This is a genomic window from Anaerobiospirillum succiniciproducens DSM 6400, assembly GCF_000482845.1.
Lineage (GTDB): Bacteria > Pseudomonadota > Gammaproteobacteria > Enterobacterales > Succinivibrionaceae > Anaerobiospirillum > Anaerobiospirillum succiniciproducens.
On the sequence record NZ_AXWV01000047.1, the window covers coordinates 1 to 19,487 of the forward strand.

At 42.8% G+C, this 19,487-nt stretch carries 15 protein-coding genes; 7 read left to right on the forward strand and 8 right to left on the reverse strand.

The features are described from left to right. Window positions 1-1,078 (reverse strand): hypothetical protein (locus H524_RS14825; protein WP_156907571.1); only part of this gene is annotated, 1,078 nt, incomplete at its 3' end. 2,489 nt (window positions 1,079-3,567) lie between these two features. Between H524_RS14825 and H524_RS0107310 the strand changes: the two genes are divergently transcribed. The 3 genes from H524_RS0107310 to H524_RS0107320 are packed head-to-tail and all read left to right on the forward strand — an operon-like array spanning window position 3,568 to window position 7,329. After that, complete coding sequence (locus H524_RS0107310) at window positions 3,568-4,785, forward strand: glycosyltransferase (protein WP_156907572.1); 1,218 nt, start codon at window positions 3,568-3,570, stop codon at window positions 4,783-4,785. A gap of 47 nt (window positions 4,786-4,832) precedes the next feature. Beyond that, the gene (locus H524_RS0107315) at window positions 4,833-6,038 is read left to right on the forward strand and encodes a glycosyltransferase (RefSeq protein ID WP_027939749.1); all 1,206 of its coding nucleotides are present in this window, start codon (window positions 4,833-4,835) and stop codon (window positions 6,036-6,038) included. A 52-nt stretch (window positions 6,039-6,090) separates the two neighbouring features. Then, window positions 6,091-7,329 carry a glycosyltransferase gene (locus tag H524_RS0107320; RefSeq protein WP_027939750.1) on the forward strand — a complete coding sequence of 413 codons (1,239 nt, stop codon included), beginning with the start codon at window positions 6,091-6,093 and terminating at the stop codon, window positions 7,327-7,329. Window positions 7,330-7,418: 89 nt separating this feature from the next. Here the strand turns inward: H524_RS0107320 and H524_RS0107325 are convergent, their stop codons facing one another. The 5 genes from H524_RS0107325 to H524_RS0107350 all read right to left on the reverse strand — a co-directional run bounded on the left by H524_RS0107325 (window position 7,419) and on the right by H524_RS0107350 (window position 11,744). Beyond that, window positions 7,419-8,069: a class I SAM-dependent methyltransferase gene (locus H524_RS0107325; RefSeq protein WP_027939751.1), complete on the reverse strand. Its 651-nt coding sequence runs from the start codon at window positions 8,067-8,069 to the stop codon at window positions 7,419-7,421. A gap of 203 nt (window positions 8,070-8,272) precedes the next feature. Continuing rightward, entirely contained in the window at window positions 8,273-8,416 is a 144-nt protein-coding gene (locus tag H524_RS17305) for a hypothetical protein (RefSeq protein ID WP_156907573.1), read from the reverse strand. Next, window positions 8,398-8,865 (reverse strand): LbetaH domain-containing protein, encoded by a 468-nt coding sequence (locus H524_RS14830; RefSeq protein ID WP_052338975.1) that lies wholly within the window; start codon window positions 8,863-8,865, stop codon window positions 8,398-8,400. The genes H524_RS17305 and H524_RS14830 overlap by 19 nt, the downstream gene beginning before the upstream one ends. 537 nt (window positions 8,866-9,402) lie before the next feature. Continuing rightward, complete coding sequence (locus H524_RS0107345; RefSeq protein WP_027939753.1) at window positions 9,403-10,377, reverse strand: UDP-glucuronic acid decarboxylase family protein; 975 nt, start codon at window positions 10,375-10,377, stop codon at window positions 9,403-9,405. A gap of 29 nt (window positions 10,378-10,406) precedes the next feature. Further along, complete coding sequence (locus tag H524_RS0107350) at window positions 10,407-11,744, reverse strand: UDP-glucose dehydrogenase family protein (protein WP_027939754.1); 1,338 nt, start codon at window positions 11,742-11,744, stop codon at window positions 10,407-10,409. Window positions 11,745-12,469: 725 nt separating this feature from the next. Here H524_RS0107350 and H524_RS14835 point away from each other — a divergent pair. The 4 genes from H524_RS14835 (at window position 12,470) to H524_RS0107370 (ending at window position 16,768) form a co-directional block, all read left to right on the forward strand. After that, entirely contained in the window at window positions 12,470-13,834 is a 1,365-nt protein-coding gene (locus H524_RS14835; protein ID WP_052338976.1) for a hypothetical protein, read from the forward strand. A gap of 55 nt (window positions 13,835-13,889) precedes the next feature. Further along, complete coding sequence (locus H524_RS0107360; protein ID WP_044121740.1) at window positions 13,890-14,621, forward strand: NAD-dependent deacylase; 732 nt, start codon at window positions 13,890-13,892, stop codon at window positions 14,619-14,621. Between the two features lie 374 nt (window positions 14,622-14,995). Continuing rightward, the gene (locus H524_RS0107365; protein WP_052338977.1) at window positions 14,996-15,457 is read left to right on the forward strand and encodes an ArsR/SmtB family transcription factor; all 462 of its coding nucleotides are present in this window, start codon (window positions 14,996-14,998) and stop codon (window positions 15,455-15,457) included. A gap of 120 nt (window positions 15,458-15,577) precedes the next feature. Next, a complete protein-coding gene (locus H524_RS0107370) occupies window positions 15,578-16,768 on the forward strand; it encodes a cysteine desulfurase family protein (protein ID WP_027939757.1) in 1,191 nt (396 codons plus the stop codon). A gap of 626 nt (window positions 16,769-17,394) precedes the next feature. Here H524_RS0107370 and H524_RS16550 read toward each other — a convergent pair. After that, window positions 17,395-18,390 carry an aldose epimerase family protein gene (locus H524_RS16550; protein WP_027939758.1) on the reverse strand — a complete coding sequence of 332 codons (996 nt, stop codon included), beginning with the start codon at window positions 18,388-18,390 and terminating at the stop codon, window positions 17,395-17,397. A gap of 135 nt (window positions 18,391-18,525) precedes the next feature. Continuing rightward, window positions 18,526-19,485 carry an ROK family protein gene (locus H524_RS0107380; RefSeq protein ID WP_027939759.1) on the reverse strand — a complete coding sequence of 320 codons (960 nt, stop codon included), beginning with the start codon at window positions 19,483-19,485 and terminating at the stop codon, window positions 18,526-18,528. Window positions 19,486-19,487 lie beyond the last annotated feature (2 nt).

A 19,487-nucleotide genomic window follows, 5' to 3' on the forward strand; every position in this document is an offset into this window, starting at 1 on the left:
CGCTAATACGCTCTAGTTCATGTTGTAACTCATCGCTTAGAGCGCTGATGCGGTCTATCTCACGCTGTACTTCGGCACTAATAGAGTATTTTCCGCCATGACAATGACGTGTCCTTCTTCTCTTAGCGCTGATACGCTCGAGCTCTTGTTGTGCTTCGTCTCTTATAGAGCGGATGTGCTCGTAAATATACTGCCTATCAATATCATTGATACAAGGCTGCTCATCGCTTGCCTTGTTAGTATCTAAGGCAGAATACATGTCTAAAACTACAGAGCCGTTAGACTGATAAGGAGTGTGATTATCCCAGTGAGTGTATTTTACAAACCGACTATGCACTGCTTTTTGAGGCTCAAACACACTGTTTGCTGGTATAACATCGAGTAAATAACACTCGTTCTTCAGCTGCTCTTCAATAGTGTTGCAATGACGGTATTCACAATACTTATGAAGCACTTCATTTAAATGTGAACAACACTTTCTCTTGAGGTCATCAAGGTTTTTGATGGTTTGAGATTCGGTATTAAAAAACCAAGATTTATGCTCAATCTTTTCTGTATCTACTTTGAAAGTATCATCAGTAGTTAAACTATCGCCCTCAAGATCTAAAGTAAAAGACCTTTTAGCGGCCTTTACACGCTTAGTATCAATAGCTTTTTTTGATCCCTTAGAGGCTTTGCTCTTTGATCCTACCTCGTCAGATTCACTTGCCTTCATAGCATCTTCTTGAGACTGCAGATCATTTAAGTACTCCTCCATACACTTCTTAATGTCGTGGTGCTTTAAGGTTGCATAGCAGGCGATCTGAGAGTTATCGCCAAAGACATCAAAGATGTGGTCTAAAGAGGAATCCTTTGCCAGTGACTTTGTAGAATTGAAGTCCACTAATTCATGAGCAATAAAATGATTGCATTGGTCAAAGACCTCATCTACTTGATGGGGAGAACAATGCTCGATGATAGCAATATCTTGATTTTCGAGACCTAATACGGACTCTAAGAGAATATCAACGTGATAGTCAGAGATAAATGTTTTTGGTACCTGCAAAGAGCCTTGGCAGACTGATTGTATTATTCCCATAAACAGCCCCTAGTTTGATCCTGTAGTTCAGGTTGTGTTGTGGCAATGCTATTGATTGCTGTGGTGTCACTAAAGGTGACTTACTCTTCCTTGATGTACTCACTTAAATTTTTAAGAGACGAGCTCTAGTGTGAATCTAAGTGCTTCTAAGCACACCCATAGGCAGGATTACGGTCTGTTAACGCATTAGGATTTTGCTGCATTAGCCAACGAACTTATAAGTTAGATCCATACCTTACAAGCTCATGGACATGTACTCAAAAATTTAGACAAAAGGGCTTCAGTTACAAGCAGCCTATGCATACAACTACACCATAGGCATAGCAATACTTAAAGACAGCGCTTTAAATAAGAGCTTCGCCTTGATAAATAGCATGCACATGCAATTGCAAATACTAAGATCATCAACCAGGATTAAATTTGTCTACCAGGATTTTGCTAATACAAACACTAGAGTTAGCAACTACAGCGCTATTACCCTTTTGTATTGAATTGAACAAGTCTTATACAGTGTTGTACTTAAATTTAAGACAAAACAATGCCCGTATCCATAACAGATGCAGCGTCAAATAAGAACGCCACACCTGTCTACAGTGGAGATTTAAATTTGTCTTAACTTACATCATGGCAGGCAGAACGAATTGCTTTACCAATGATTTTGGCAACATCAATAACATGTAAGCAAAGCCAACATGTATTGATGCAAAACTCATAATACTAAGTTAAAAGTGCAGTAGTTGTTTATGAGCTTGGGCTGACTAATCGTCGATCGCTTATGTAAACGGATAACACCTTTTTAAATGGCTTTGTAAGCACTCAACCAAAGCTAGTACTTATAAACCAAGGTAAATGCGATGACAGTTAAGATTGATGGGTGCTTAACCTGTGCTGTACGTTTTAGCTAAGAAGATTCGAGTTTCGGATGCTGAATCGCTCTTCTGTCGCACAGCAAGGCGTGGCAGGAGGACAAAATCTAGCAAGGGTCTGCAGATCTACAGCGTTATCGTTTTAGAGCAGTAAAACTGCCCAAACAATGCAGGGCTCAGGGGCACTCAACAACGTCGGGGAAATTATATCTAGGTTGAGTTACCTAGATAAGAAGATATCTCAAAACTGAGATGTGTTCATATGGAAAAAACTTGAGTAAAGCAAGACGGCATAAGGCTTTGATCTGTGTTCTGAATGAAACATCCTAGTTATTACATTTTTAAGCTTTTTGGCGCTGATCTCTCAAATTAAAAAATCAATTTAGTGTTCTTTTTATACAAGATAAACTTTACACAACACAAACCATTTGCCATTGATATATTTGCACTTAACAGAAGCTTTACACACAATTAAAGCCAAATTAACCTTAGAGATTGTAATGCTTGCAAAAGAGCAGTTTTATGTAGTTTTATTCTTTTTCTTATCGATCTTAAATTGCCAGCAACGTCACACTTTTCTATCAAAGCTGATATACAAGCATTTTTACTCAATAAAACATACATTTGATAGCACAGTAGCAATCATTAAAAGTCGATCACTTTTAGTATTTTTTGCTATTCAAAAACACGCCCTCTTAGATCAACTTTCATCACTCAACACACTCAAAAATGATCTATGCATAACCCCACACTATTTCCTATTTGAGCGTCGTTAGTCGTTAAATTAGAGATGAACTCTAACGCCAACAACTCTTCATCACTAAGCTAACGACGATCCTTAGCGCTGCCAACTGTGCATACAGTGATCTTAGGCTTAACGATGATCTCGAGAACAGACCACTGACATCAAGTGATCTTGGGCTTAACGATGATCTTAAGTGCTACCCACTGGCATCCTGCGAGCGTGGGACTGAATGTGATCTTAAGTGCTACCCGCTGGCATCCTGTGAGCGCAGGACTGACGATGATCTTAAGTGCTGCCAACTGTGCATCCTGTGAGCGCGGGACTGACGATGATCTCGAGTGCTGCCCACTGGCATCCGGTGAGCGTGGGGGCTGATAATGATCTCGAGTGCTACCAATCTTTCATGCTTGATGCTTATAGTTCATTCAGCTTAGTTAAGAAGATTGTGTTAACTAGTCACTTGAGGTTACAAAATCATGGCTGAGAGATACTGTTTTTGCGTTAATGTGAGTGTAAATGCGTCTAAAACTAAGCCTAAAAGCCTGATATTTGCTAGAATATTGCGTTGTTACAAAAGCATCTTCTTATGCTGCTCATCAGGCATTAAAGTGCACTAGCAATACATGTGTACCAACAAGATCACGTTAACTTAGGCACTTTCAGCTAAAAGAAAGCCGCAACACTCTTAAGCTGCAAGTGACGATCGCCAAGCTATCCATACTAAATAGTCATTGGCTATGACTGATCTTGCCCATAGCTATCAAAATACCGCCAAAAGCTGTCGTATCTTTGGAGCTATTGGCCTTTACACCATGTAGATATATTTAAGTTTGTGTATTGTGGTGCATGCATTTGCCCTGATTAAAGGATTGCGACATATGCCTAAAATTCTATGGATATCTCCGTACAGCTTGCACGACTTGTCCTCAGGAGCATCCATTCACTGCAAGACAGTTCTTGAGGGTTTAGTAAAACGCGGCTTTGAGGTGATGTCCTGTGCATCATTTATTTTTGATGTTCCAACAGGCGCTAGACTCTTTAACAATCTTCAAGAAACTCTGGCCAAGTCAAACAAGAAAGTGTTTGAGCTTGATGATCAGGGTATCCACTATATCTACACCCGTTGCTCCTCAACCTACGAGCATGAACAAACATTAGATGACATGGATTTGTTCTTCAATGTGTTCTGCGAGGTTTTAGATCGTTTCCGTCCAGACTTTGTTATGGCCTTTGGCACTAGCATGGTCTCGATGACATGTTTTGCTGAGGCTAAGCGACGTGGTATCTACACCATTTACCCTGTATTAAACGGTAATCATGGTAATTACTCATTCCCGGATATTGATATCATCCTCACCGACTCAAGAGCCTCTGAAAAGCTCTACTATGTGCGTGATCGTATCCGTATGATCCCAACTAGCGAGATCTTTGCGAGTGAGAAGATCATAGCTCCTACCCACGAGCCTAAATACATCACTTTTGTTAACCCTAGCTTTGAGAAGGGCTTATCTATTTTTGCCCGCATTGCTAAATGGGCTGGTGAAAAACATCCTGAACTGCGCTTCTTAGTGGTTAACTCTCGCGGTAATTTTGCTGAGAATGTGCAATATCTGCACACCAAGGGCAATAAGGATGAACACCCATTCAAGCCTGAGGACTTCAATAACATCGATATGACTCCTAGCACTAACAATATGCGTTCTGTCTATGGAGTTACTCGTATGCTGATCGCACCATCTCTTTGGTGGGAGTCATGGGGCCGTGTCGCTACTGAAGCAGTGCTTAATAACATCCCTGTACTCTCAACTACCTCCGGTGGTTTACCAGAGGCCTCTGCTGGTGCTGGTATCTGTATTGATCCACCTCAGCACTGTGTTGATGACAACTTATCCATTCCTGATGATGAGGAAATGCAACCTTGGTTTGATGCCTTTGAGCGTCTGTTAACTGAGGATATGAGTGATAAGTTTAAAGCTGCAGCCGAGACCCTTTCTATTGATAAGAGCCTGGATAAGGTTGTAGAAATCTTAAAACCTTACATAGAGCGTCGTGAGCGTGACCGTGCTCACTTCAACTTCTCTCAGCCAGATCTCTAAGTGATCATCGTCCAAAAGGACAGCTGCCGACTTAATAGGATTACATAATGCCTAAAATTCTTTGGATGTCTCCATATAGCTTGCACGATGTATCATCTGGAGCATCTGTAAATTGCAAAACCATGCTCGAAGCTTTAGCTAAAAATGGCTTTGAAGTATGGTCATGCGCCTCATTCATCTTTGATAATATCTCTGGCTCCATTGTTTTTGGCGACTTAGACAAGAAGCTTAAAGAAGATAATCATAAGACTTTCATTCTTGACGATAACGGTATTCACTACATCTACACTCGTTGTGATTCCCGCCGTGAGATGGAATTTACTTTAGCTGAAGGTCAGCTTCTGTACGAAACTTTCTTAGACGTCTTAGATGAGTTTAAGCCAGATATCGTGATTGGCTATTGCCCTGGTATGACCTCACTTACTTGTTTTGCTGAGGCTCGCCGTCGTGGTATTAAGACCGTCTATACCTTAGTAAATGGCAACCACGGTAACTTTGCCTTCTCTAACTACGATCTTGTAGTTACTGACTCACAGGCAACTTCAAACTTATATGCTCGTCGTGATCACATCAATGTTGTAGCTACTGGCGCTTTCTTCAACTTTGACAGCTACATCAGTGCTCAGCGTGATCCTAAGTACGTAACTTTCATCAACCCATCTCCAGCAAAGGGTTTAGCAATCTTTGCTAAGCTTGCTGTAGTGTGCAAAGAAGAGCTGCCTGACTTAAAGTTCCTCGTTATTAACACCCGTGGTAACTTTGCTCAAATGGTCTCTATGCTGCACGAGAAAGACAAGAGCGACGTTCACCCATTCAAGCCTACTGACTTTTCTAATGTGGATATCACAGGAAGTCAAAAGGATATGCGTCCTGTGTACGCAATCACCAAAGCTCTGTTAGCTCCATCACTGTGGTATGAGTCATGGGGTCGTGTAACCTCAGAGGCTGTGATTAATGAAATCCCTGTTGTATGTTCAACCTCTGGTGGTCTTGCTGAAGGTATGGCAGGTTGCGGTGAAATTCTTGAGGCTCCACAGCACTGCGTGGATGACCACTTAAGCATCCCAACCGATGAGGAAATTCGTCCATGGGTTGATGCTTTAAAGAAAGCGCTTGAATCTGACTACTCTGAAAAGTTCAAGGAAGCTAAGGTAACCTTATCTCCTGAGCGAGCTTTAGAGCGTACATTGCAAGCATTCCGTCCGCTTATCAACGAAAGCGGTTGCGATAACCCACTTTATTACCTGAAGTAACTGGCTCTTTTAGTTTGCCTTGTTACCCACGTATCATCTGGAAAATACTACTATGCCAAAACTACTTTGGGTCAGCCCTTTAAGCGTTCACGATTCTTCTAATCCATCAGCCGCACAGATGCGTAACATGCTGCTTTCTTTAAAGGCACGTGGTATCGAAATCATCGGCTTAAGTGCTTTAAACTTCTTAAATGAAAGCGGCACTTCTATGTTCACCGACCTTGATGACAAGTTAAAGGGCAACGAGACCTCCTTTAACCTCGAGGACAACGGTATTAAGTTCATCTACATCCGCACTAAGTCCCGTAAGCTTGGCGATATGATCTCCCAAGAGCAGCGTAATTTCTACGCTAAGTTCTGCGCCATTATCAATGCTTTCAGACCAGATGTAGTAATGGGCTCAGGTACTGACATGCTCTCTATGGTGTGCTTTGATGAGGCACGTCGTCGCGGTCTGCCTACTACATATACCCTGCTTGATGGTACTCCAGCTCGCTTTAACTTCCCTAACATCGATCTGGTTGTAACTGATAGCGCTGCTACCTCAAACCTCTATGCAACTAAGCACCGTATCAACAGTGTGGTAACAGGATCCTTTACTGAAGTTACTGGTCCACTGGCTTTTGGCGGCAAGGTTGAGCACGATCCAAGCAACAAAAAGTTCATTACTATGGTTGAGCCAACCGTGGATAAGGGCTTAGGTATCTTCCTGCGCTTATCGCAAAATGTACCAGCCCAAGCTCGCAACTTAAAGTTTGCAGTGCGTGAGTCTTATGCTGGTCAATTTACCGAGCAAGTAGCTCTTTTAAAGGATAAGGCTAACCCTAACAAGGCCCCATTTACAAAGGCTGCATTAAGCAAGATCTTTGTTTTAGGCCCTGAGGTAACTGATGCTGAGCTCTTTGAGTCAACCAAGGTGCTGATGGTGCCATCCTTATCTTTCGAGAGCATTAATAACATCTCTCGTGAAGCTATTACCTACGGTGTTCCTGTATTAGCTACCAATCAGACTGGTTTAGCAGAATCCATTGGTGAGGCCGGTGTCTTAGTTGAGATCCCTGAGTACTGCTTAAACAACCACTACATGGCTCCTGCAGCTGAGGACTTAGCTAACTTCTACAAGGGTCTGCAGATCATCTTAACTGAAGACTTTACTAACCGTACTGCAGATGTAGCTAAGCGCTATAACATTAACTACTCAGCTAATCGTTTAGCCGCTACCTTAAAGCCACTCTTTGACAAGTGTGCTGGTAATAACCCACAGCTGTTGCGTAACGGAAGCTTAATCTAAGCAATTTAACCACTGCTCTAAGCAAGTGAAAAAGGCGACCTTAGGTCGCCTTTTTTGCATTCTGGATGCAGCTTTATGAGTGCTGCTTTCTATTTTGCTATCTCTGACTCAAGCTTAACTGGCAGTCTGCCAAATAAAAGACCGCTTTTAGCATAATAAGTCTGAACATGCTCTTCTGATGCAGCCAATTTTCTAAGTACTATGGTATCTAAGGTTAACAGACCGTAGCCACGCTCTTTTAGCTTCTCCACCCAATATTCTGATGGCTGCTCATTGACATGAAAATCACCATTTTCACCAGGTAGCGCATGGGTCATAAGAATGTACTTACCATGCACTAAAGTATCGATATAGTTATCAACATATTTAGGATCAATGTGCTCTGCTACCTCAACAGAAACGCAAAGATCAACTGGGCCACACTTAAAAGGGCCAGTGGTCAGATCATGCTGGCAAAGTGGATAGCGAGCATTGGCAACGTTAAAGTCTAAGCCTTCCATTCCAATGACTGGCACATGATAAGTATTATGGATATAAGACGAAACATCGCCTAGACCTGCACCAACATCAAGTACGCTACGGATGCTAAAGCGCTTCATCACATAATCAAGCACCTTTGGTGAATATGAAGACGGATCTCCAAAGAAGAGATTACCACCCATATTATTAATCTCAGCGTCTTGCTTAGTACCAACGAAAAGTGTGTTGAAATTATTGAGGTCTGAAATAGAAAAGTTCATAGCTATCGTTTTGCCAAGTTTTACAGCCACACAAAGAATTAAGGACAATAAAGCCTTATGCCAATTAAGCCCTAGGCTAATGAGCTAACAAAGCCTGGTAGCCTCAATTAAGTGAGCCATTGTACCCCTTGCAGGCTAATTAGCTAAGCTCTCAACTCACATTTTGCACTTTGCACCAAGATCTTAAGGACACACAAGCTTACTTACTCTTCAATGTTAAGGTTAGTAAAGTCTTGTGAGTTGTCCTTAGCAACATTCAAGATACGGACATTTTCCTTGTCTTGTATGAAGAGCATCTTCCAATCATCGACGATACGAGGGCACTCACTTAAGTCTTCATTGCGCATATAGCTGATAAATCGTCAATATTCTCGTATGGAACCTTGTGGCCTTTTGCTACCCACTTAGGCAGGTCATAATCCCACCAGTTGAGATCTAAAAGATCAGCTATGATCTCATCTTTGAAACGATACTTTGCAATGCGCATGCTTGAAACTTTACCGTTATCATCAACGACATTGTTACCAGCCACCACTGCATAAGGCGGAACATCGCCTGTCACCACGCTTCCTGCACCGATTACAGCACCATGACCAATCTTGCAATTTGCAGGAATGAGCACATGCGCTCCAATCCATACATCATTACCAATCTGAGCTGACGAAGTCTCCTCACCTAGATCGAGTTTCCACTTAGGCAAGCTCTCAATGGGGCCAGAAAAACTCTGAAAATAGCGATTGTTGAAAAGAGCAACCGAAGTAGTAGCGCAATCGGTCTTATGGATACCCATTCCCATTTATACGCCATGTGCGATCGAACAATAGCGACCTATGCTAGAAGTCGTGATGGTGCAGTCAAACTGCACATATGAGTAGCAATCAATCTTCGCTCTAAATAGCTTACTTGGCCCTTCAACATGGACAGCACCATTAAACATGAAGTTTCTTGAGAGCATAACATTAGGCTTGATACCTAATCCTTCACTTGCAAGCTGTTGGCACACGCTTGGATGCAATGTAGTTGCTGTAGATGACTTTAATAACATGCTATCCCCAAAAATGATGCTCGCTGAGCGTTATCTATGTTGCCCGTCATTATGCACATATAGCGCTATTAACATAACATTTATAAGTATCCATAACCTACTAGCCTCACCTAAATAAGTCTTCTTAAGCGAGTTATCACCAAGATTGGCCCCATCAGTCACCTTGGGAGTGTCCAGTCTTTTTGTGGAGCCCAAAATAAAGGCACCTCCTTGGGTGCCTGTTTAGTAATGGATTAGCTAAGGCTCTTGCTGCCATAAAAAGTACAAAAGCCTGCGTGCAAATGCCGCCTATTTGATGCGGCCTAACTTTACAAGCTTTTGCTTGAAGTAGGCAATGGACTTATCTAAGCCCTCATCAAGCTTAATGACTGGCTCCCATCCAAGCTTTTCTTTGGCCAAAGCAATGTCTGGACGACGAACCTTAGGATCATCAGACGGCAGATCTTTATACACCACCTTCGATGGAGTATCGATCTTGGCAACTACCTTCTCAGCTAGCTCTTTAATCGTGAACTCGCCAGGGTTACCTAAGTTTACAGGACCGGTAAAGGAGGTGTCAGACTCCATCATGGCAATGATGCCACGTACGAGATCGTCTACAAAGCAAAAAGATCTTGTCTGTGAGCCATCGCCATAGATAGTAATATCCTTACCCTCTAAAGCTTGGCAGATGAAGTTTGAGACCACGCGACCATCATCAGGGTCCATGAAGGTGCCATAAGTATTGAAGATACGAATGACTTTAATCTTTGCCCCCATATGACGGCTGTAATCAAAGAAGATACTCTCGGCGCAACGCTTACCCTCATCATAACAGGCACGAATACCATTTGGATTGACGTTACCTAAGTAAGTTTCTTTTTGAGGATGAACTAAAGGATCGCCATAAACTTCCGATGTGGAGGCTTGCAAGATCACAGCATCATGTTTGATCGCAAGATCAAGCACGTTAAAAGCACCATAAACACAGGTCTTAGTGGTATCAAGTGAGTGCTTACCCTGATAGGCTGGAGGGCTAGCAGGACAGGCAAGATTGTAAATGCGGTCAAGCTTTACGCCCTGCAACTTCTCTATTGAGTCGAGACGGTTACAGATATCATGCTCAATAAAGCAAAACTCGCTCTTATCCATTAGCTCTTGGACATTATCTAAAGAGCCAGTGTAGTTGTTATCTAAGCAAAAAACTTGATGCCCTTGCTTAACTAACTCACGGCAGAGATTAGAGCCGATAAAACCAGTGCCACCAGTTACAAGAATATTCATGCAAAATCCTTAGGCTATCTAACTGTGTACTACTTGGTAGTGCTAATGCCAACACCTGAGTATCTAAAACCAAGCTCCCTAGCTTGAGCAGGGTTTAACATGTTACGACAATCGACAATACAATGGTGTCGCATACGCTCGTAAGCTTGCTTTAAATCAAGATCTCTAAACTCTGGCCACTCAGTTAAGATCGCCAAAACATCAGCCCCGTCACAAGCCTCTTCTTTACACTTGGTAAAGGTAATGCGGCTTAAGTTTTCACCAAAGAGTTCTTTGGAGTTTTCCATAGCTTGAGGATCGTATACACGTAAGGTTAAATTAAAGTCTTGCTCTAAAAGCTGAGAGATGATTTGAATAGCTGGCGAGGTACGACAATCATCAGTACCCTCTTTAAAAGCCAGTCCTAAAATGCCTACGACCATGTTAGTTTCTGCCTTTGGCAGATGGTTAAAAATACGCTCGGCCATAGCATTAATGCGCTGATTATTGCCATTAATCGTGGCCTGAATAATGGTCATGTTAAGACCATTCTGACGGGCCATAAAATCCATAGCCATTGTATCTTTAGGGAAGCAAGAGCCACCAAAACCAGGGCCTGGATTTAAGAAAGCTGCACCAATGCGTTTATCTAAACCCATACCAGTGGCAACTTCATAAATATCGGCACCAGTCTTTTCGCAAAAGTCTGCCATCTCATTGATGAAGTGAATCTTGGTAGCTAAAAATGAATTGGAGGCGTATTTGATAGTCTCACTTGAACGTGTGTTGACGCATAAGACTTTAGTTTTATGGCTCTTTTCTAACAGCGGAGCATAGAGCTCAGAGATAACGTCCTTAGCTCTTTGTGTATCAGCACCAACAATGATGCGATCTGGGTTAAAGAAGTCGTAAACAGCATAACCCTCACGCAAAAACTCTGGTAGCGAGACCACATCAAAGTCTGCGTTTTTATTGCTCTTTTCAATAAGTCCTTGAACCATATCAGCAGTTCCGACTGGTACAGTTGATTTATTAGCAATCACGGTATAGCCATTTAAGTATGGAGAAAGCTCAGTCGCTGCAGCATAAAGATAGCGCATGTCAGCTTCGTGAGTGACAGGATGCGGAGGTGTGCCTACAGCTAAAATCACAATATCCGCCTGACTAACACCCTCTTGCATGGAATCAGTAAAACGGATGGTTCCTTTTTGATAATTCTTTTTTAAAAGATCTTCAAGCCCCTCTTCATAAAGGGTTACTTTACCCTCTTTAAGAGCCTTAATCTTGCTCAGCTCGCGGTCGATGCAAATAACCTGATGGCCAAGCTCGGCAAGACCTACACCTGTAGGCAGTCCTACATAGCCGGTGCCAACAATAGCAACGTTCATGATTTTCACCAGTTATGCCCCCATCAGACACACTTATCCAAGCATCCAAGTGTAAAAGAACCAAATAAAACCTTGTTCTAAAACGATTTAAGGTACACGTATGCGCTTAGCTGCAACACTTAGTGCTGAGCAAAACAACATGCTAAATACCTAATACGACTGTTCAAAGCACCCCAAGCACAATCGCTTGCGATGATGTCACCATCAAGACAACTTAGACAAAGCTATGGGAGGCTGATACACAGCCTGAGCCATGTATTCAAAATAAGATAATGCAATTACTGCTAACTTATACTAAGGCCCGTAGGCTGCAGCATAAGATGCAAACTTAATCATATCATTAGATTGCACATAGCATCTGCAAAACGGCACTTTTCTGTTAATTGCTCTAGCTATAAAGCCACCATGGCAGAGCTCTCTGCCCAAGTTATACAACTTCATGCCCATACACCACAGCTCTCTGCCCAAGTTATGCCACTTAATGCCCATACACCGCAGCCCTTGTACAAGATACACATTAGCAACTAAGCTAGCTAATCATCGCAGCTGCCCGCATTTGTCAGGCGCAATGTGATTCATTTTGCATATCTAAGATGCAAGTTTGCAGGCAAGCACTGCATATGCACGTTAAAGGCATTACAATAGCAATATCAACTCCATGCTCATAAGTTAATCCATACTCTTGATGGGCATGTGGTTGCTGTAATTTTAGGGATTGAAAGCTAATGACTAAGATCGAAATCCTCGGCCTTAATAATGCCGATGATAGTTTCTTTAAGGTAAAACTTACTTGTGGCAAGGCTCCAGAGTGCTTTGCTGAAGGCACTAACTCTGTTCCGAATGCACAGGGTGGCTTTGATATCTTTGTTGATAAGCAAGACAGCCGTTATTTACAAAAAGCAGGCCGTACTGTGGGTGCTTTAGGCTTATCCAAGGTTTGCGTGCTTGTCGACGATAAGGCTGATATTAAGCTTGATGCTATGGGTGCTGCTCAGTTTGTTATCGGTATGTACTCTGAAGCTTTAGAGCGTACTGGTATGAGCGTAGCTTTTGACTTAAACGAAGCTAACCTTGCCTCAGCTCGTCGTGATGTTGAGTTCATTACCTTAAGTCGTATCTTTGCCAACAGCGCCAATAACCTCTACCACACTGTTGATCTAGTAACTAAATACTACAACGCTCTTGAAGAGGCCTTTAAGAAGTTTGGCGGTAAGGGCGAGCTCTCCTTTAAGGTTTTAAAGAAAGGCGATAAGGTCTTTGATGAAGAGTGCATTGGACTTCAGACTGTAGGCAAAAGCTCAGTAAATGAACCATGCCTTGGCATCATTGACTATGTCGGTGAGGGTGCATCAAAAGATAAGGTTGATTTTGCCTTAGTGGGTAAAGGCATTGCCTTTGACACCGGCGGTAACGACATGAAGAGCTCCAATTTCATGGAGACCATGCGTACTGATAAGTCAGGCCTTATCTATGTAGCCGCTGCAACCGTATTAGCTGCAACCATGGGTGCATCTAAGCATATCCGCTGCTACATGCCATGTGCTGAAAACATGGTATCTGGCAGTGCTATGGTTCCAGGCGACATTATTACCTACCCTAACAAGGTTTCAGTTGAGATCGGTAACACCGACGCTGAGGGTCGTCTTATCTTAGCTGATGCACTGCTGCAGGCAGCTAAAGACAAGCCATCATTCATCCTGGATGCTGCTACCTTAACTGGTGCTGCTAAGATCGCTATCGGCCGTGATATGTGCGCTATTTTATGCCGCAACAACAAGGTCGATGAGCAGCTTGAGCAAGCCTTTAACTACACCAAGGAAGAGTACTGGCTACTGCCAATGCGTGAGTACCACAAGCGCTATATCACCGCGCGTCGTGCTGACATATCTAACACTGGTCATGGTGATGGTGCTCCAGGTGCCTCTACTGCTGCTGCATTCTTATCATTCTTTGTGCAGCCCGATCAGAAGTGGACTCACCTTGACTTATCTAATGCCTACCAAGCCGATAGCTCACCATACTTAGCTCCTGGCTCTACTGGCAATACCGTGTACGCCCTTGCCCATTGGCTGGTTGGCGCTCACTACTAAAGCTCTGCCTAGGCTTATTGTGACTGCACTTATGTAAGTGCATAAGGATTGTTTTATGAAGTACTCCAGAATTGCTGTTCTTACAGGTGCTGGAATCTCGGCAGAATCTGGTATTCCAGTATTCCGCTCAGAAGATGGCCTTTGGGAAAACCACCGTGTTGAAGATGTCGCAACCTATGAAGGCTTCCTGCGCAATAAGCCTTTAGTGCACACCTTCTACAATGACAGACGCCGTGCCTGTAAGACTAAGGTGCCAAATCAAGGCCACTTAGCTCTTACTAAGCTGCAGCAAGGCATTGAAGCTAAAGGTGGCAAGGTAACTATCATCACGCAAAACATTGATGATTTGCACGAGAAAGCTAAATCACATGACATTATTCATATGCACGGTGAGCTCAATAAGCTTTGGTGCGAAGCATGTGATACACGCTTTGAGTATTTAGAAGACTCTAGTACTGATCTTAAGTGCCCACATTGTGGCAAAGCTGCCTTACGTCCTGACATTGTTTGGTTTGGTGAAATACCTTACCGCATGGACGAGATTGAGGCATGTCTAACACAGTGTGATCTGTTCTTATCCATCGGTACCTCAGGTGTGGTCTATCCAGCTGCTGGCTTCTCACGTATTTGCCGTTATGCTGGCGCTCCTTGTATTGAGTTCAACCTCAAGCCAAGTGAGGTACGTTCAAGCTTCACTCATGCGTTCTATGGCAAAGCTAGTCATACTTTGGATGTATTTACTGACTACCTCCTTGCACACGATGAGATCCCAGACTCTATCGACTAAAGTATCGCTATAGTTAATTGCTGTTAATTACTTCTCGCGCAGCGGCCTAAACAAGACCAACACCTGTCTACACCTAACCTGCCGCTGCCATTTTATAACCAATATCTACACCGTCTGATTAAGCCACAACCTTGCTGCAGTTGCTAGTAACTTTAAGATCGCAGCGCCCGCGCCAATGCAATAGCAATTATCTTTTAACCCTCTACCCCATAAGCTCCTGATCTTTACAAAAGCACTTATTCTCCCGCGCTACTATGGCTATTTGTCAGCGCTTATGAGTTTTAGTGCATATGCGTTAAAATAGACGCCGTCGTTAATAACACAGCTTAGCTCTAACATGTCTTGATGGCCTATTGAGCTCACTGGAGAAGTATATGCTCGAAACAAGTAAGAAGCGCAAGAAAGCGCCGTCTAAGAAAAAGGAAGTGCTTGATAAGCAAGTACTTACTGAAGAAGACGTCGTCGACAGCTCAGATTGCGACGAGATCGAGTGTACTTGTACCTGTACTTGCCCAAGCTGCCATCACATTAGTCATGCTTTTACTGAAGAGCTTTCTGACGAGGATATTGAGGATCTGTCCTTATTTTTTAAGGCTCTTGCAGATCCAAGCCGTCTTAAGATCGTCGTATCGCTACTGCGCCACGGACAGCTGTCAGTAAGTGAGATCGCTAAAGAGTGTGACTCCACGGTATCAGCAACCTCACATCAGCTAGCGCAATTAAGAATGCATAAGCTCGTTAGTGTTAAACGACAAGGCCTCCGCAACATTTACAAGCTCTGTGATTTCCATATTTCAGCGGGTGTAAAACTCGCCATTGAACATATCAAAGAATAGCACTGTGACAAAAGAGCTTGGTTAAGCTCAATACTTTACCAACAAGAGCCCCTGCTAACATTAAGGCCTACATTTTTGCATAGCCCATCTTGATGGGCGCTATGAGATTTCGAGAAGAACATGCAAGCTAAAACAGCCCCAAAGCTACCTGTTTACTTAGATAACGCCGCCTCCACTCCTATGGATCAGCGCGTTATCGACGCTATGGTCAAATGCCTTTCTTACGAGGGCATTTTTGGTAACAGTGCCTCTAAAGACCACGTCTATGGTTGGCAAGCAGCTGAGGTGATTGATAATGCTCGCGACCAAATTGCCCTAGCTATTGGTTGTTCTCCTCTTGAGATCATCTTTACCTCTGGAGCCACCGAGAGCAATAACTTTGCAATCAAGGGACTAGCACGTGCCTTAAACAAAGCAGGTGACAAGCGCAAGACTATCATCACTTCATCAATTGAGCACAAGGCCGTAATTGAAAGCGCTACTGCTTTAGAGTGCGAGGGATTTGTAGTCAAACTTATTCGTCCACGCACCGATGGCACCATTACTCCTGAAATGCTCGATGAGGCTATGGATGAGAATGTATTTCTCGTCTCCATCTCTCAGGCTAATAGCGTGCTCGGCTCGATGAACGATATCAATGCCTTAGCCGAAGTTGCACATAAATACGGTGCTCTCTACCACTCTGACTGCGCACAAAGCAATGCGTTAATACCTCTTGATTTAGACCATTCTTTAGTTGACATGGTGACCCTTACACCAGAGAAGATCTATGGTCCAAAAGGTATTGGTGCACTTTATCTCAAGCGTAGCAGCAATATCGAGCTTGATCCTCTTATCTCGGGCGGTGGTCATGAAAAGGGGCTGCGTGGTGGCACCCCTGCTACCCATCAGATCGCAGCTATGGGCGAGGCTTTTGCCATTATGCAAAAGGAGCGCACTAAGGTGTGTGAGCATCTTGAGTCATTAAAGATGCGTCTTATTGCAGGCCTTAAAGAAATACCTGGTGCTCATATCAATGGCTATATGGAAGGTACAGACACCCCTCATCTTCCTGGCATCGTATCTGTAAGCTTTGATAAGGTTGAGGGAAAGTTCTTAATCCCAACTATCCGTGGTGTAGCCGTATCATCTGGCTCAGCCTGCTCGTCAAGTGTGGTTAAGCCAAGTTACATCCTAACTGAGACTGGCCACTCTGATGAGTTAGCTATGGCATCTATCCGTCTGTCCATCGGCCGCTTTAATACCGAAGAAGACATCGACACCGCCCTCAAGGCAATAGCCAACGCAGTTAATATGCTGCGCAAAGCCTAGATCAAAGCAAAGCAGCCCCAAACGCATTTAACCACTAAATTTTGGGGCTTTGTCACAATTTTGTAGCATATAACTTGTCCCTTTGGCCGCTAAGCACTATCATAAGCACATACTTTTTTTATTTTTTATTATATTTTGTATTTATTTTTGTCTATTTTTTTTAATCTTTTTGTATCTTTTTCCTAATCTTTTGTCTATTTTTTCCTAATCTTTTTGTATCTTTTTCCTAATCTTTTGTCTATTTTTCCCTAATCTTTTTGTATCTTTTTCCTAATCTTTTGTCTATTTTTTCCTAATCTTTTTGTATTTTTTTTCTAATCTTTTTGTATCTTTTTCCTAATCTTTTTGTATCTTTTTCCCAATCTTTTTGTATCTTTTTCCTAATCTTTTTGTATCTTTTTCCTAATCTTTTGTCTCTTTTTGTAATCTTTTTTGTAAATTTAGTTTTGTTTTTTTATTTTTTTGTATAAATATTTTGTCAATTAAAGATTTAATTACTTATTAATTAAAAAGCGCCATCAAATTGAGCCATTGTTGCGACTCTTTTTGATAGCGCTTTTCTTTTGCCTGCTGCGTTAATAGTCCCGTGATAACAGCAGCATCATGCTCGATATCAGGAATGACTCTTAATCTAGAGCTTCTATGGCAATCGAGTAATCAAAGGTAAATGGCACGCCTGCCTTAATACTTACTGCGGTCTTTACGCCACGATCCTTGATTGGATTAGACTCCTTTAATGACTCCTCACCAAAATCCCAGCAAGAAGCGATAGGCTCAATACCTAAGCAGCAATTCTCACCATTCCATGGCTCAGACTTACGACCATGATTACTCATCCAGAGTAAACAAGTTGGAATCTTGCTGCCATCCCACTTTAAGATCAGTCGTAAGCCCTTATTCTTATAGTTAAGCACCGCCTGGCCTTCTGGATGCAGCATTTGTACAATTTCTTCGGTGTGATAGGCAAATGGCAGCTTAGTAGCATCTACAGTATCCTGATTACCATCTTTGCCGATATATTCACTCTTCAATGGTACTTTATTGAGGCTCTCAAATACCTTTGCTGGAACTAAACGGCTTGTACCTGGCTCACAATCGACCCCATAGACAATACCATCACCTGCTACCTCAAGCTCTAACGCATTGAGCTCATGATCGGTAGGAAAACATGGATGTACACCCAAAGGAACTTCGCAGTGCTCATTTGAGATCAGAGTGAAGCTAAGATCTACACGATCATCTTTGAGCTCAATAACACGCTTTAAGTTTTTAAGTGGGTGACCATCTGGGAAAACATAGCTCAGCACCACTTTGCTTTCACTAACACTGTCTACTTGCCAGGCGCTATGACATGGTAAACCATGTGCATAGGTTGAGCTAAAGAGCTTGCTGTCCTTTGGCACCCAGCCAAATGGAGCGCAGACCCACTCACCTGACAAGTGCGCAAATAAGCCTGGATCATTATTAAAATAATCATCCTCCAGCCAAGGCGCACGATGCAATAAATCCATAGCCCTTTTGCCTACTCTTTTAAGCTGTAATCGAGCAAGCATGCCACCGTTGAGATCAACTTCAGCACAAAGAGCACCTGACTGAGACTGCAATTCAATAGGATTATCCATAGAAACTCCTTAGACAAACGAAGCGGCAATGCATTTGGCCAAATCAGTTGATGTGTTAAAAGCTATGTTTTTAGTATGTCATCTCCTCTAAAGAAGCACGTAATGAGTACTGTTAGAGCTTCTTAATAGATAGCACTATACCTTAGCACTATGCATTAAAGGCAACCATGCCGCACCTCTAACACCAGAGTCAGAACCATAGACATTAGGCACTATAGGAGTATCAAACTCGCCGCCAAAGATGTAATGCCTTACGCGATCTGGTAAATCCTCATACAGCTTATTAACGTTGGACATACCGCCACCTAGGACAATGACATCAGGGTCAAGAAAACCACTAAAAGCTGCAATGGCACGCGACAACCTGTCTAAATATGCCTCATAGCATGCCTTTGCATCATGATCTCCTTTTGCCATTAGCTCTACAATGTCCTTACCTGTGGTGGCAAAGGTTAAAGCGTTTGGATCAAACACACCTTTACGCTTAGCAAAGTCACGCTCGAAGCCTACACCTGAAACAAAGGTCTCAATACAGTAGTCACGAGCGCAATAACATTTAACATCACGCCAGAGCTCGCGCTCTTCATCAGTAAGCCACGGCAAGGTAGTATGACCCCACTCACCTGAGAGTAGATTGCGTCCCCGTAAAACTTGCTTATTTATGACAATACCTGAGCCCGAGCCTGTGCCTAAGATAAGACCCCATACAGTAGCGTAATCTTTACCAGCACCGTCTTCTGCCTCCGACAGGGCAAAGCAATTAGCATCGTTCTCCAAGAAGATCTCATCTTTAGATAAAGACTTAGCAAGGTCTCCCTTAAGATCTTGATCGTTTAACCAAAAGGAATTAGCGTTTTTGATCCTTTTAGTGTGCTCAGATACCGCCCCAGGAATGGCTATGCCTAAAGGACACTTACAAGATAAATGCTGCTCAGCCTCTAATACCAAAGCACAGATCGTTTTTATTGTGTCACCATAGGATGCTTTGACTGTGGCAACCTTCTTTCTAAAGCACTCGCTGCCACGCTTATCTAAGGCTATGATCTCAGTTTTAGTGCCACCAAGGTCAACACCTAAAGTGTACTCATAGCTCATAC